The following is a 13,300-nucleotide window of genomic DNA, read 5'->3' as shown; positions in this document are numbered from 1 at the left end:
ATTCTGCTATCGATCGCAGCTGTGGGCATATGGCGCAGCGGGTACTGGTAATGCGATGCCGAAAATGAAAAAAGGCCGGCTATAAGCCGACCTTTTTAAAAACAGATGGTGCCCAGGAGAGGACTCGGTCACACGCGCGCGACCCCGGCTGCGCTTGCAAGCGCAGCCTTTCGAGTCCTCGCGCAAAGCGCGCAGGCGCTTTGCTTCCTGGGCGCGAAAATGAAAAAAGGCCGACTATAAGCCGACCTTTTTAAAAACAGATGGTGCCCAGGAGAGGACTCGAACCTCCACGATGTTGCCACCGCTAGGACCTGAACCTAGTGCGTCTACCAATTCCGCCACCTGGGCACGTTTGCAGTAGCTGCTTGCTGCAAAGAAGTGAAATTATAGCGCCCCAATTATTCGTGTCAACACTTTTTTGCGATATGCCGCAAACGGGCCGCCGCCGCGCCCGTGCGCGGCACTCGCGTCATTTTGCGACACAACGCGGGTGATAGAATGGGTCGCCGCCGTCACTATAGAACTGTCTGGCGGACACTTCTATGTTGATGCCGTGCACCATCAGTCAACGCAACGAGAACAATCATCGACAAACCCTTGAGCAAATATCCGTACCCCATTCCGAGCCGGGAAGAAATTCTCGGCGTGCTGCGCACCAGCGACGCGCCGCTGGCCGCCAACGACATCGCCGAAGCGCTGTCGATCAAGCGTCAGGAGCGTGAGGGGTTCTTCCGGCGTGTCGCCGCGATGGAACGCGACGGACAGATCCGCCTCGACAAGCGCGGCCACTACCAGCTCACCCATCCATCGAATTTCGTTGCCGGTCGCGTGCAGGGCCATCGCGACGGCTACGGGTTCGTGATCCGCGACGACGGCCAGGACGACCTGTTCCTGCCGAACGGCGAAATGCAGAAGGTCATGCACAACGACCGCGTGCTCGCGCGGATCGTCGGCTACGATCGCCGCGGGCGGCCGGAAGGTCACGTCGTCGAAGTCACCGAGCGCGCGAACAAGCGCGTGATCGGCCGCCTGCTCAACGAGAACGGCGCGCTGATCGTCGCGCCTGAAGACAAGCGCATCGGCCACGACATCCTGATCACGCAGAACGTGAAGAAGGCGAAGGTCGGGCAGGTCGTCGTCGTCGAGCTGACCGATTTCCCGAGCCGCCATTCGCAACCGCTCGGCCGCGTCGTCGAAGTGCTCGGCGACATCGACGATCCGGGCATGGAAATCGAGATCGCGGTGCGCAAGTACGGCGTGCCGCACGAATTCAGCCAGCCGGCGCTCGACGAAGCGGCCGCGCTGCCGGACAAGGTGCGTCCGGCCGACCTGCGCTTCCGCGTCGACCTGCGCGACGTCCCGCTCGTGACGATCGACGGCGAGGACGCGCGCGACTTCGACGATGCCGTCTATTGCGAGCCGATGAAGGTCGGCCGCGGCGACGGCTTCCGCCTGATCGTCGCGATCGCCGACGTGTCGCACTACGTGCAGCCGGGCAGCGGCCTCGATGCCGACGCGCTCGAGCGCAGCACGTCGGTGTATTTCCCGCGCCGCGTGATCCCGATGCTGCCGGAGAAGCTGTCGAACGGGCTGTGTTCGCTGAATCCGCAGGTCGACCGTTGCGTGCTCGCGTGCGACATGGTGATTACCGCGCGCGGCGAGATCAAGGCGTACCAGTTCTATCCGGCGGTGATCCATTCGGCCGCGCGTCTGACGTACACCGAAGTCGCCGCCGTGCTGTCGAACACGAAGGGGCCGGAGGCCGCGCGCCGCGCGGATCTGCTGCCGCACCTGCAGGATCTGTACGGCGTCTACAAGGCGCTGTTTGCCGCGCGCCAGAAGCGCGGCGCGATCGACTTCGACACGACCGAGACGTACATCGTCTGCAACTCGCAGGGCAAGATCGAGCAGATCGTCCCGCGTCAGCGCAACGATGCGCACAAGCTGATCGAAGAGTGCATGCTGGCCGCGAACGTCTGCGCGGCCGACTTCCTGAAGCGTCACAAGCACGCGGGCCTGTACCGCGTGCACGCCGGTCCGACACCGGAAAAGCTCGAGAACCTGCGCGCGTTCCTGCGCGGCATGGGGCTGTCGCTCGGCGGCGGCGACAAGCCGCACGCGAGCGATTACGCGGCGCTGATGGCGCAGATCCGCGACCGGCCCGACGCGCAGATGCTGCAGCCGATGCTGCTGCGCTCGATGCAGCAGGCCGTCTACAGCCCGGACAACATCGGCCACTTCGGTCTCGCGTACGAGGCGTACGCGCACTTCACGAGTCCGATCCGCCGCTATCCCGACCTGCTTACGCACCGCGCGATCTACGCGATCCTGTCCGGCAAGAAGTACACGCCGAAGGCGCCGGACGGCTTCGAGCTCAATACCGCGCTGTCCCCGCGCGCCCGTGCGATGCAGCAGGCCGACGACGAATCGCGCGGCCGCTCGCGCGCGAACACGGCGATCTGGGAAGAGCTCGGCCTGCATTGCTCGGCGAACGAGCGGCGTGCCGACGAAGCGTCGCGCGACGTCGAGGCCTGGCTCAAGTGCTACTTCATGCGCGACAAGCTCGGCGAGGAGTACGGCGGGATGGTGAACGGCGTCACGTCGTTCGGTATCTTCGTGCAGCTCGACACGCTGTTCATCGAAGGGCTCGTGCATGTCACGGAACTCGGCTCGGACTACTTCCAGTACGACGAGATCAAGAACGAGCTGCGCGGCGAGCGCACGGGCATCCGTTACCGGTTGTCGGATCGTGTGCGCGTGCAGGTCAGCCGCGTCGATCTCGATGCACGCAAGATCGACTTCCGCCTGGTGCGCGACACGCCGGTGAAGGCGCCGCGTCCGGCGCCGGCTGCCGCCGGTAGCGGCAATGGCAGCGGCAGCGATCGCGGCGGCCCGCGCGTGCGTTCGCTGCCGCCGGCGGACGAAGCCGCGCCGCGCCGCAAGAAGGCGGCGAGCGCGCCGACTGCCGCGGTGAAGGAAGCGCGTGCCGCGCGTGCGGCAAAGAAGAAGGGCGGCGCGGCGGCCAAGACGGCCGCGAAAAAGGCGCACGCACGCAAGAAGTATTGACGAGCGTATGGGGCGGCGCACGCGCACGCCCGTTGCAGTATCGACAGACGCCGCGTTCCACCGGTCACCGCCGGCAACGCGGCGCTTTCCTTTTCCATGGATCGCGGCTGCGCGTGTCGCGCGGCCGCACGTTTGATCGAAGGTTGTTTCCGTCATGTCACGTCTGAAGGTTCTTTACGGTTTCCATGCGGTGACCGCACGTTTGCGGCACGATGCATCGACGGTTGCGGAGGTGCTGTACGACCAGACGCGCCGCGACCGCCGCATGCAGGAGTTCCTGCACGCCGCGAAGGAAGCGGGCGTGCGGCTGATCGCGGCCGACGAAACGCGCCTGTGGGGCCTTGCGCATACCGAGCGCCACCAGGGTGTCGTCGCACGCGTCGAGGACGTCCCGCTCGCACAGAACCTGTCCGAGCTGCTCGACGGCATCCAGGGTCCGGCACTGCTGCTGGTGCTCGACGGCGTCACGGATCCGCACAATCTGGGCGCTTGCCTGCGCGTCGCCGATGCGGCCGGCGCGCATGCGGTGATTGCCCCGCGCGACCGCGCGGTCGGCCTGAACGCGACCGCGGCCAAGGTCGCGAGCGGCGCGGCCGACACGGTGCCGTACATCACGGTCACGAACCTTGCCCGCGCGCTGCGCGAGCTGAAGGAAGCGGGCGTGTGGATCATCGGCACGTCGGACGAGGCGTCGGGCACGCTCTACGACACGAAGCTCGACGGCCCCGTCGCGATCGTGATGGGCGCGGAAGGCGAAGGCATGCGCCGGCTCACGCGCGACACTTGCGACGACGTGATGAGCATCCCGATGGCCGGCAGCGTCGAAAGCCTGAACGTGTCGGTCGCAAGCGGCGTGTGTCTGTACGAAGCGGTGCGGCAGCGGCGCGTGAAGGGCTGACTGGCCGGCCGGTACGCCGGCGCACACGCGGCTGCGCGCGACGCGCGGGCCGCAACGACCGAACGACGCGTGCCGCGATCGCGCGCGGCACGCGGCTCCTCGAACGCGCGAACCATGAACCTGTTTCGCCTCGGCGCAGCGTGCGCCGTCCTCGGCCTGCTGGCCGCCTGTACGTCGCCGTCGCTCGTCGGGCGCGGCACTTACTACGCCGATACGAGCCTGCCTGCGCGCGGCGCCGATTCGCGAATCCGCTTCCTCGTGATGCACTACACGGAAAGCGACGAAGCGAACGCGCTGCGCACGCTGACAGGCGACTCGGTCAGCGTGCATTACGTCGTGCCGCCGCAACCGCGCATCGAACGCGGGATGCCGGTCGTCTACCAGCTCGTTCCCGAATCGCGGCGCGCATGGCATGCGGGCATCAGCGCATGGCAGGGCACGACCGAACTGAACGCGGCGTCGATCGGTATCGAGAACGTGAATCGCGGCCCGCTCGATCCGCAGAACCGCACGTGGCAGCCGTATCCGCCCGAACAGGTCGATGCGCTGATCCGGTTGTCGAAGGACATCGTCGCGCGCAATCGCATCCCGCCGACGCGCGTGGTCGGGCACAGCGACATCGCGCCGCAACGCAAGATCGATCCCGGTCCGCTGTTTCCGTGGCATGCGCTCGCGCAAGCGGGCGTCGGTGCGTGGCCGGACGACGCGACCGTGACCGCGCGGCTCGCCGGCCGCGATCCGCACGCGCTCGTCGACGTGCGCGGCCTGCAGTTGAAACTCGCGCGTTACGGCTACGACGTGCCGACCGACGGCGTGCTCGACGCGCGCACGCGGCGCGTGTTCGCCGCGTTCCAGATGCATTTCCGGCCGTCCGACTATGCCGGCAATCCCGACGCCGGCACCGACGCGATCGCGCAGGCGCTGCTCGACAAGTACTTTCCCGACACGCCGGCAGCCGGCACGGCATCGGCCGCCGGCGCGCCGTGATCGCCGCCGGCCGATGCCGCCGAAAAAGCCCGGGACGTCTTCCGGGTCCGGTAAACTGGCGGTTTTCCGTAATCCCGCTGTATTCCCACCTCTCATGACTCAAGACGAACTCAAACGCCTGGTCGGCCAGGCGGCCGCCGATTATGTGATCCAGAACGTGCCGGAAGGCGCGGTGATCGGCGTCGGCACCGGCTCGACCGCCAACTGCTTCATCGACGCGCTCGCGGCCGTCAAGTCGCGCTATCGCGGCGCGGTGTCGAGCTCGATCGCGACGACCGAGCGCCTGAAATCGCACGGCATCAAGGTGTTCGACCTGAACGAGATCGACTCGCTGCAGGTGTACGTCGACGGCGCGGACGAAATCGACGCGAGCGGCGCGATGATCAAGGGCGGCGGCGGCGCGCTCACGCGCGAGAAGATCGTCGCGTCGGTGGCCGACACGTTCGTCTGCATCGCCGACGGCAGCAAGCGCGTGCCGGTGCTCGGCGCGTTCCCGCTGCCGATCGAAGTCGTGCCGATGGCGCGCACGGCGATCGGCCGGCGCGTGACGGCGCTCGGCGGCGTGCCGGTGCTGCGCGTGACGAAGGACGGCGCGCCGTACATCACCGACAACGGCAACGAGATCCTCGACGTCAAGGGGCTGCAGATCACCGATCCGCGCGGTTTCGAAGCGCGGGTGAACGCATGGCCGGGCGTCGTGACGGTCGGCCTGTTCGCGGAGCGCGGCGCGAATCTGTGCCTGCTCGGCACCGAAAACGGCGTGGAAACGATCGTTTATCCCGGTTAATCGGAATTGAATGAGAAGCACTCCGTAATGGCGTCTCGATGCCGTAATGGATCGCATGTTTAAATCTTGTAGAAATCCCGGCCCGGCAAGCGCAGCGCGCTTCCCGGGCTTTTTTTGAAGCCTTATAAATCACCCCGTCCAAAAGAGGGATAACCCTGTCAGGTGTTTACCAGATAGCGAAATATCCCCGAACTCATCAACTTATAGATCATAAGAACAGTCGTAACCAGGGCCGGCGGAACTGCGGAGCAGTTGTTCGCAAATCGACGCACGGGGAGGTGTCATGGAGCAGGGCAAAGACCGGTCACTGGTCGCGAAAGTGATGGATGGGCTTGTCGCGGGTATCGTCGAGGACAAGTACGGAGGCATTCTGCCGCCGCAGGACGTGCTGTCGAAAGAGTTCGACGTGAGCCGCACGGTGATGCGCGAAGCATTGTCGATGTTGCTTGCGCGCGACATGCTCGACGTGCGTCCGAAAGTCGGTACGCGCGTTCGACCGATGCGCGACTGGCGCATGATCGATGAAGACGTCGTGAGCTGGCGGTTTCGTGCGAAGCCGGATCCGCAGTTCATGCGCGACGTCATCGAATTCCGGATGCTGATCGAGCCGCGTGCGACCGCGCAGGCGGCGGTCCGCGCGACGGCCGTCGACATCGCGGGCATTCGCGAGGCGTTCGACGCGTTCAAGGTGTTGCAACCGGGCGACCCCGGCTACGACACCGCCGACGAACTGCTGCACACGCGTATCGTTCAGGCGAGCGGCAACCAGTTTTTCCAGCAGATGGCGGCGATCGTGCGCGGGGCCGTGCGGCTCGTCAATCCGCGCGTCGTGCAGAAGGAGGGCGCGCACGAAATCGCCGTCAACGCACATGCGCGCGTCGTCGATGCGATCGAGCGGCGCGATCCGCGCGAAGCCGAAGCGGCGTCGCTCGCGCTGATCGATTTCAGTTCGGACGAGATCTCGCGCGATTTCTCCGTCGACGTGCCGGTGCGCGCCTGAATCCGCATGCGTCGTTGATCCGCGAGCCGGCGAGCCGTTTATCATGACGGCCGGCCGGCAGCGTGCCGGCCACCGTCATACGACCGACACGGAAGATCCGGATGAACGACCTCGACAACCGCCCGGTGCGCTTCGGCATCGTCGGCGCCGGCAGCATCGCACACCGTTTCGCGCAGAGTCTCGCACACGTGCCGGGCGCGGTGCTGGCCGGCGTGTGGGCACGCCGCGCGGACGCGACCGCCGCGTTCTGCGCCGCCTGCGGCGGCACGCCGGCCGCGAGCCTCGACGCCCTGCTCGCGACCGATATCGACGCCGTCTATATCGCAACGCTTCACGACAGCCATGCGCAGTACGCGCTGGCCGCGCTGGCTGCCGGCAAGGCCGTGCTGTGCGAAAAACCCGCAACACTGAACGCGGCGCAACTCGACGCCGTGCTGGATGCGGCGCACGCGTCCGGCCGCCTGTTCATGGAAGCGATGAAGCCGCCGTTCTTTCCGCTGTACCGTCAATTGCGCGCGCATCTCGATGACGATCCGATCGGCGAGATCCGGCTCGTGCGTGCGGGTTGCGCGTCGTCGTCGGTGCCCGGAGATCATTCCGTGTATCGGCTCGACCGCGCCGGCGGCGCGCTGCTGGACATCGGCATCTACGAAGCGTTTCTCGCCATCGACTGGCTCGGTGCCGCGCTCGACGTGCAGACGCTCGGCCGTGTCGGCGCAACCGGTGTCGACGTATTCGCGAGCCTGAACAGCCGTCATGCGAACGGCGGCATCGCGCAGCTCTTTTGCGGGCTCGACGTGATGGGTCGCGGCGATGCGTTGATCGCCGCGGCGGGCGGCCACGTGACGATCCACGAAAAGTGGTGGAATCCGGCACGTGCGACGATCCGCTATGCGGACGGGCGCACCGTCGAACTCGATGCGCCGGTCGAAGGCGGCGGCCTGAACTACGAGACCGCGCATTTCTGCGACCTGCTACGCGCGGGCGAACTCGAGAGTCCGATCATGACGCACGCGCATTCGCGACGGATGATCGCGATGACCGATGCGGCGCGTGCGGCGCTCGGCGTGCGTTATTCGGGGGAGTAGGCGCGGAAAAAAGACGGGGGCCGCGCGCAAGCAGCGGCCCGGCTGGTGGTGCGACAGCGTGCTCAGTGGCGCGCCGGCAGCGACAGGCGATTTTCGTACCAGCGCTGCACCCATTCGAGGATCTGGCACAGCACCCAGTAGATGGCCGCGGCGGCCAGGTACAGCGGCAGCGGCTGATAGGTCGCCGCGATCACTTCCTGCGCGCTGCGCAGCAGTTCGGTCACGGTGATCACCGACACGAGCGATGTGTCCTTGATCAGGCTGATCAGGCTGTTCGACAGGCTCGGCACCGCGATGCGCAGCGCCTGCGGGCCGATCACGTAGCGCAGCGTCTGCCCCCACGACAGCCCGAGGCTGTAGGCGGCCAGCCATTGACCGCGCGCGATCCCGTTGATCGCGCCGCGCATGCTTTCCGACATGTACGCGGCGACGTTCGCGGACAGCGCGATGACGCCGGCCGGCGTCGGATCGAGCGAGATGCCGAGGCTCGGCAGCCCGTAATAGATGACGAAGATCTGCACGAGCAGCGGCGTGCCGCGCATCAGGCTCACGTACGCGCGCGCGAGCCACGCGAGCGCGTTGACCCAGATGCGTTCGAAACCTTCGAGCGTCTCGCTTTGCCGAATGCCCATCATCGCGAGCACGACGGCGCCGAGCAGGCCGAACACCATCGACAGCACGGCGAACTTGACGGTCAGTACGGCACCCTGGGCGAGCACCGGCAGCGATTGGACGAGCAGGGACGTTGTCGACATGGAATACGAATCGAATGGGTGCGCGAAAGCGCAATCATAAACCGGACCGATAAAACAAAGGGCGGCATCGTTGCAGATGCCGCCCTTTCCGGCCCGCCGTCAGGCGGGAAACAGAGGGGTGCTTACTTGATCGGCTTCGTCACGTCGATGCCGAACCACTTGTCCGAGATCTTCGTGAACGTGCCGTCGGCCGAGAGCTGCGCCATCGCGTCGTCGATCGCCTTCTGGAACTTCGGGTTGCCCTTCTTGAACGGGATGCCCGACGGATTCGCCGAGCCGACGTTCGCGCCCGGGCGCAGCGGCAGCTGCGAGTTCTTCGTCAGGTACGCGAGCATCAGGCGATCGTTCAGCGCCGCGTCGAGACGGCCGGCCGCGAGGTCGCGCAGATACTCGGGCGCGCCCGGGTACGTCTTCACGTCGATGCCCGGCACCGACTTCGCCATGTCCATGTAGTTCGTGCCGAGCGCGACGCCGAGCTTCTTGCCCTTCAGGTCTTCGAGCGACTTGAACTCGCGCGTGTCGTCCTTGCGCTGGATCAGCTGTGCCGACGAGTACGTGTACGCGGGCGAGAAGTCCAGCGTTTCCTTGCGCTTGTCGGTGATGCCGACCTGGTTGACGATCACGTCGAACTTGCCGGCCTGCAGGCCCGCGATGATGCCGCTCCATTCGGTCGTCACGAATTCGGCCTTCACGCCGAGCTTCGCGGCGACGGCCTTCGCGATGTCGACGTCGAAGCCGACGAGTTCGCCTTGCGGGTTCTTCGAGTTGAACGGCGGGAACGTACCTTCGAGGCCGACGCGCAGCGTGCCGCGTTGCTTCACCTGGTCGAGGAGGTCGGCCGCATGCGCAGTGGCGGCGGCGAACGACGTGCCGATCAGGCCGGCGACCAGCAACTTCTTCAGCAGCGAGATTTTCATCGTGTGAGTTTCCTTGCCCCGGTGGGGCGCTTGATTCTGACTGTGGCGCCGATCATAGCAAAAATACAATCGACCTCTAAATATCGTTTGTTTATCGCTATATTACGCAGCGCGATCGCGCGCGATGGCCTTCACGCATTCCGCGACGAGCGCCGGCCCGCGATAGATGAAGCCTGTGTACAGCTGGACGAGCGAGGCGCCGGCCGCGAGCTTCGCGCGTGCGTCGTCGCCCGAGAAAATCCCGCCGACGCCGATGATCGGCACCGCGCTGCCGACTTCGGCGTGCAGCTTGCGGATCACTTCGTTCGACGCGTCGAACACCGGGCGGCCCGACAGGCCGCCGGCTTCGTCCGCGTGCGGCAGGCCCTGCACGGCGGCGCGCGACAGCGTCGTGTTGGTGGCGATCACCGCTTCGATCTTGTGGCGCAGCAGCGTGTCGGCGATCTCCTTCACCTGTTCGTCGTCGAGATCGGGCGCGATCTTCAGTGCGAGCGGCACGAGCTTGCCATGCAGGTCGGCGAGACGCTGCTGCTTGTCCTTGAGCGCTGCAAGGAGCGCGTCGAGTTCGCCCGCGCCCTGCAGCTGGCGCAGGTTCTTCGTGTTCGGCGACGAAATGTTGATCGTCACGTAGCTCGCGAACGGGTATACGCGTTCGAGGCAGTAGAGGTAGTCTTCGGCGGCGCGCTCGATCGGCGTGTCGGCGTTCTTGCCGATGTTGAGACCCAGGATGCCGCGATAGCGGGCCGCCTGCACGTTCTTCACGAACTGGTCGACGCCATGGTTGTTGAAGCCCATCCGGTTGATCAGCGCGTCGGCTTGCGGCAGGCGGAACATCCGCGGACGCGGGTTGCCCGGCTGCGCGCGCGGCGTGACCGTGCCGACCTCGATGAAGCCGAAGCCGAGCGCCGCAAGGCCATCGATGGCCGCGCCGTCCTTGTCGAGGCCGGCGGCGAGGCCGACCGGGTTGCGGAACGTGAGCCCCATCACGGTGCGCGGCGCGTCGGGCACGCGGGCCGACAGCGCGCAGGCGAGGCCCGTGCGGCCGGCCGCGCCGAGCGCGCGCAATGTGAGGTGGTGAGCGTCTTCCGCATCCATCTTGAACAGGGATGCGCGGGCCAGCGGATAGAGGGAACTGAACACGGGAATTGGGCGGACGGCCGGAATGAATGACAACCCGCTATTTTACCGGGAGTTGCGCGGCAAGGGCGCGGTTCGGTTCGTAGCGTGCGGCGACGATGCGTGCGGTGCCGCGCCGTGCATCGGCAGCTTCATGACCCGCAGCGGGCACACGCCGCGCGCCGTGCAACGCCGCCCGCCGTGCAACGCCGCCCGTGACGTGCGCGTCAACCGGCGCCGGAATGCCCGCCCGGCAGCGGCGCGCGCGCGAGCGCGGCGTCGACCGGCGGCAGGTCGACGCGATCCGGATCGAGTATTTTCCAGCGGCCGTCGAGCAGCCCTTCGAGCGGATGGAAGTTCGCCTTGTACGCCATCTTCGGGCTCTCGCGGATCCAGTAGCCGAGATACACGTACGGCAGCCCGAGGCTTTTCGCCTGCTCGATCTGCCACAGGATGTTGTACGTGCCGTAGCTCGTGTGCTCGTCGTCCGGCTCGAAGAACGTATAGACCGACGACAGTCCGTCGCCGAGGATGTCGATCATGCTGACCATGCGCAGCTTGCCGGGCTCGCCGGCCGGCGCGTCGAGGTCGCGGAATTCGACGAGCCGCGAATTGATCCGGCTCTGCAGCAGGAACTGCTCGTACTGGTCGCGGCTGTCGCGGTCCATGCCGCCGCCCGCGTGGCGCGCGGACTGGTAGCGCATGTAGAGCGCGTAGTGCTCCTCGTCGTAGTGCAGCGGCGAGACCGTCGCGACGAGCGCGCGGTGGCGCTTCCACATCCGGCGCTGCGTGCGCGACGGCGTGAACGCGCCGACCGGCACGCGCACGGGCACGCACGCGCGGCAGCCGTCGCAGTACGGGCGATAGGTGAACACGCCCGAGCGCCGGAAGCCGGCCTTCACGAGCTCGGTATAGATATCGGAATTGATCAGGTGGCTCGGCGTCGCGACTTGCGAGCGTGCGATGCGGCCGTCCAGATAGCTGCACGGATAGGGCGCCGTTGCATAGAATTGCAGCGCCGAAAGCGGTGAAAGCGGCAGCTCAGTCGGGTGAGTCATGGGCAGCTCTCGATGCAGGGAGGGAGTGCCGCGCTAGCGCTCGTTCCCGGAGGGAGCCGCCGGTTCGGCGGGGCCCGTCAGCGCGGCGAGCACGCGCTTGTCGAACTGCCACGGAATCGGCGGTTCGGCGACCGCGCGGCGCACGTGAGCGACAAAGGCCTTGCGTGCGATCTCGCGGCCACCGAGCGACGCTAGATGCGACGTATTCTGCTGGCAGTCTATCATCTCCAGCCCGTGCTCGCGAAGGTGGGCGACGAGCGACGCCAGCGCGATCTTCGACGCGTCGGTGACGTCCGCATACATCGACTCGCCGAAGAACATCCGTCCGAACGCGACGCCGTACAGGCCGCCGACGCGGCGCCCGTCATGCCAAGTCTCGATGCTGTGCGCGTTGCCGGAACGATAGAGCGACGTATAGGCGTCGACGATCTCCGCCGTGATCCAGGTGCCGCGCTGCCCGCGGCGCGGCGCCTGCGCGCACGCGCGCATCACGCCCGGGAAATCGTGGTCGACGCGCACTTCCCACGCGGGATCGCGCAGCACGCGCTTGAGTGTCTTGCGCAGCGACGGGGAGACCTTGAATTCGGCCGGCACGAGGATCATTCGCGGGTCGGGGCTCCACCACAGCACGGGCTGCCCGTCGGAGTACCACGGAAAGATGCCGCGCAGATATGCGTCGATCAGCCGCGACGGCAGCAGGTCGGCGCTCGCGGCAAGCAGCCCCGGCGCGCCGGTCGCGGCGCCGAGCGCGCGCTCGATGGGCGGAAACGGATCGTCCGGGCCGAGCCAGGGAACCATGGGGCGCGGCTCAGCCGTTGCGCAGCGAGCGGAAGATATCGCCGGTATGGACGCCGTAGTCGCCGGCGGCGCGATCGGCGAAGAAGAAGCGCAAGGTCTGGCTGACGGTCGGGAACGCGATTTCGTCCCACGGAATGTCGGCTTCGTCGAACAGCTTGACTTCGAGGCTTTCCTCGCCGGCCTCGTAGGCCGGATCGACGAGCCGCGCCAGATAGAACAGATGGACCTGGTGCACGTGCGGCACGTTGAGCAGCGTGAACAGGTTCTGCACCTCGACGCGTGCGCCGGCTTCCTCGAGCGTCTCGCGCGCGGCGGCTTCGGCCGTCGTCTCGCCCATTTCCATGAAACCCGCCGGCAGCGTCCAGAACCCGTAGCGCGGCTCGATCGCGCGGCGGCACAGCAGCACCTGATCGCCCCAGACCGGCACCGTGCCCACCACGTTGCGCGGATTCTGGTAATGGATCGTGCCGCAGTGATCGCAAATGAAGCGCTCGCGGTTGTCGCCCGGAGGAATGCGCGCGATGACTTCGTGACCGCAGACGGAGCAGAATTTCATGTCGAGTGGAAGGGACGAGGTGATGCGAGTGTATCACCGGGGCGGGGCATTCTCGAACGCCAGCGCACGTGCGCTGCGCGCAATGCCGAGCGACTCCGCGATGCGCGCGCGATGCGCGCAATCGGGTGCGGAAAAACAAAAAGCCCGGCAAGGAGCCGGGCTTTTTGCATCGAATCGGGACGTTGGTTGCGGGGGTAGGATTTGAACCTACGACCTTCGGGTTATGAGCCCGACGAGCTGCCAGACTGCTCCACCCCGCGTCCGTCGAAGAATT

At 66.5% G+C, this 13,300-nt stretch carries 12 protein-coding genes and 2 tRNA genes; 6 read left to right on the top strand and 8 right to left on the bottom strand.

Going from position 1 to position 13,300, the window contains the following annotated elements; genetic code table 11:
* Positions 1-261 precede the first annotated feature (261 nt).
* Positions 262-348: transfer RNA gene (locus BSE24067_RS07570), tRNA-Leu, on the bottom strand.
* Positions 349-597: 249 nt separating this feature from the next.
* Between BSE24067_RS07570 and rnr the strand changes: the two genes are divergently transcribed.
* The 6 genes from rnr to BSE24067_RS07540 all read left to right on the top strand — a co-directional run bounded on the left by rnr (position 598) and on the right by BSE24067_RS07540 (position 7,826).
* Positions 598-3,066: a ribonuclease R gene (rnr, locus tag BSE24067_RS07565; protein ID WP_151063582.1), complete on the top strand. Its 2,469-nt coding sequence runs from the start codon at positions 598-600 to the stop codon at positions 3,064-3,066.
* Positions 3,067-3,220: 154 nt separating this feature from the next.
* Positions 3,221-3,964, top strand: a complete 744-nt coding sequence (gene rlmB / locus BSE24067_RS07560) for a 23S rRNA (guanosine(2251)-2'-O)-methyltransferase RlmB (protein ID WP_151063581.1) — start codon at positions 3,221-3,223, stop codon at positions 3,962-3,964.
* 114 nt (positions 3,965-4,078) lie between these two features.
* Entirely contained in the window at positions 4,079-4,951 is an 873-nt protein-coding gene (locus tag BSE24067_RS07555; RefSeq protein ID WP_151063580.1) for an N-acetylmuramoyl-L-alanine amidase, read from the top strand.
* 94 nt (positions 4,952-5,045) lie between these two features.
* Positions 5,046-5,738 carry a ribose-5-phosphate isomerase RpiA gene (gene rpiA / locus BSE24067_RS07550; RefSeq protein ID WP_151063579.1) on the top strand — a complete coding sequence of 231 codons (693 nt, stop codon included), beginning with the start codon at positions 5,046-5,048 and terminating at the stop codon, positions 5,736-5,738.
* 283 nt (positions 5,739-6,021) lie between these two features.
* Entirely contained in the window at positions 6,022-6,738 is a 717-nt protein-coding gene (locus tag BSE24067_RS07545; protein WP_151063578.1) for a FadR/GntR family transcriptional regulator, read from the top strand.
* 101 nt (positions 6,739-6,839) lie between these two features.
* Positions 6,840-7,826, top strand: a complete 987-nt coding sequence (locus BSE24067_RS07540; RefSeq protein ID WP_151063577.1) for a Gfo/Idh/MocA family protein — start codon at positions 6,840-6,842, stop codon at positions 7,824-7,826.
* Between the two features lie 62 nt (positions 7,827-7,888).
* On the opposite strand, the gene BSE24067_RS07535 is transcribed toward BSE24067_RS07540, so the two are convergent.
* The 7 genes from BSE24067_RS07535 to BSE24067_RS07505 form a co-directional block, all read right to left on the bottom strand.
* Positions 7,889-8,581, bottom strand: a complete 693-nt coding sequence (locus tag BSE24067_RS07535; protein WP_151063576.1) for an amino acid ABC transporter permease — start codon at positions 8,579-8,581, stop codon at positions 7,889-7,891.
* Positions 8,582-8,703: 122 nt separating this feature from the next.
* Positions 8,704-9,498, bottom strand: coding sequence for a cystine ABC transporter substrate-binding protein (locus BSE24067_RS07530; protein ID WP_151063575.1), 795 nt, complete (start codon positions 9,496-9,498; stop codon positions 8,704-8,706).
* A gap of 102 nt (positions 9,499-9,600) precedes the next feature.
* Positions 9,601-10,638, bottom strand: coding sequence for a quinone-dependent dihydroorotate dehydrogenase (locus BSE24067_RS07525; protein ID WP_151063574.1), 1,038 nt, complete (start codon positions 10,636-10,638; stop codon positions 9,601-9,603).
* A 203-nt stretch (positions 10,639-10,841) separates the two neighbouring features.
* Positions 10,842-11,672: an arginyltransferase gene (locus tag BSE24067_RS07520; protein ID WP_151063573.1), complete on the bottom strand. Its 831-nt coding sequence runs from the start codon at positions 11,670-11,672 to the stop codon at positions 10,842-10,844.
* Between the two features lie 33 nt (positions 11,673-11,705).
* A complete protein-coding gene (gene aat, locus BSE24067_RS07515; RefSeq protein WP_151063572.1) occupies positions 11,706-12,470 on the bottom strand; it encodes a leucyl/phenylalanyl-tRNA--protein transferase in 765 nt (254 codons plus the stop codon).
* Positions 12,471-12,480: 10 nt separating this feature from the next.
* Positions 12,481-13,026: an NUDIX hydrolase gene (locus BSE24067_RS07510; RefSeq protein WP_040144100.1), complete on the bottom strand. Its 546-nt coding sequence runs from the start codon at positions 13,024-13,026 to the stop codon at positions 12,481-12,483.
* 183 nt (positions 13,027-13,209) lie between these two features.
* A tRNA-Met gene (locus BSE24067_RS07505) sits at positions 13,210-13,286 on the bottom strand.
* Positions 13,287-13,300 lie beyond the last annotated feature (14 nt).

Origin of the sequence: Burkholderia latens (genome assembly GCF_902499045.1) — a bacterium.
Lineage (GTDB): Bacteria > Pseudomonadota > Gammaproteobacteria > Burkholderiales > Burkholderiaceae > Burkholderia > Burkholderia latens.
Note: the sequence above shows the minus strand (reverse complement) of the source record. Positions and strands in the feature narration are given on the sequence as shown.

Bases quoted from the DNA above. Each gene is read 5' to 3' on its own strand.
- rlmB (WP_151063581.1), top strand. From the start codon at position 3,221: ATGTCACGTCTGAAGGTTCTTTACGGTTTCCATGCGGTGACCGCACGT.
- BSE24067_RS07555 (WP_151063580.1), top strand. From the start codon at position 4,079: ATGAACCTGTTTCGCCTCGGCGCAGCGTGCGCCGTCCTCGGCCTGCTG.
- rpiA (WP_151063579.1), top strand. From the start codon at position 5,046: ATGACTCAAGACGAACTCAAACGCCTGGTCGGCCAGGCGGCCGCCGAT.
- BSE24067_RS07545 (WP_151063578.1), top strand. From the start codon at position 6,022: ATGGAGCAGGGCAAAGACCGGTCACTGGTCGCGAAAGTGATGGATGGG.
- BSE24067_RS07540 (WP_151063577.1), top strand. From the start codon at position 6,840: ATGAACGACCTCGACAACCGCCCGGTGCGCTTCGGCATCGTCGGCGCC.
- BSE24067_RS07535 (WP_151063576.1), bottom strand. From the start codon at position 8,581: ATGTCGACAACGTCCCTGCTCGTCCAATCGCTGCCGGTGCTCGCCCAG.
- BSE24067_RS07530 (WP_151063575.1), bottom strand. From the start codon at position 9,498: ATGAAAATCTCGCTGCTGAAGAAGTTGCTGGTCGCCGGCCTGATCGGC.
- BSE24067_RS07520 (WP_151063573.1), bottom strand. From the start codon at position 11,672: ATGACTCACCCGACTGAGCTGCCGCTTTCACCGCTTTCGGCGCTGCAA.
- aat (WP_151063572.1), bottom strand. From the start codon at position 12,470: ATGGTTCCCTGGCTCGGCCCGGACGATCCGTTTCCGCCCATCGAGCGC.
- BSE24067_RS07510 (WP_040144100.1), bottom strand. From the start codon at position 13,026: ATGAAATTCTGCTCCGTCTGCGGTCACGAAGTCATCGCGCGCATTCCT.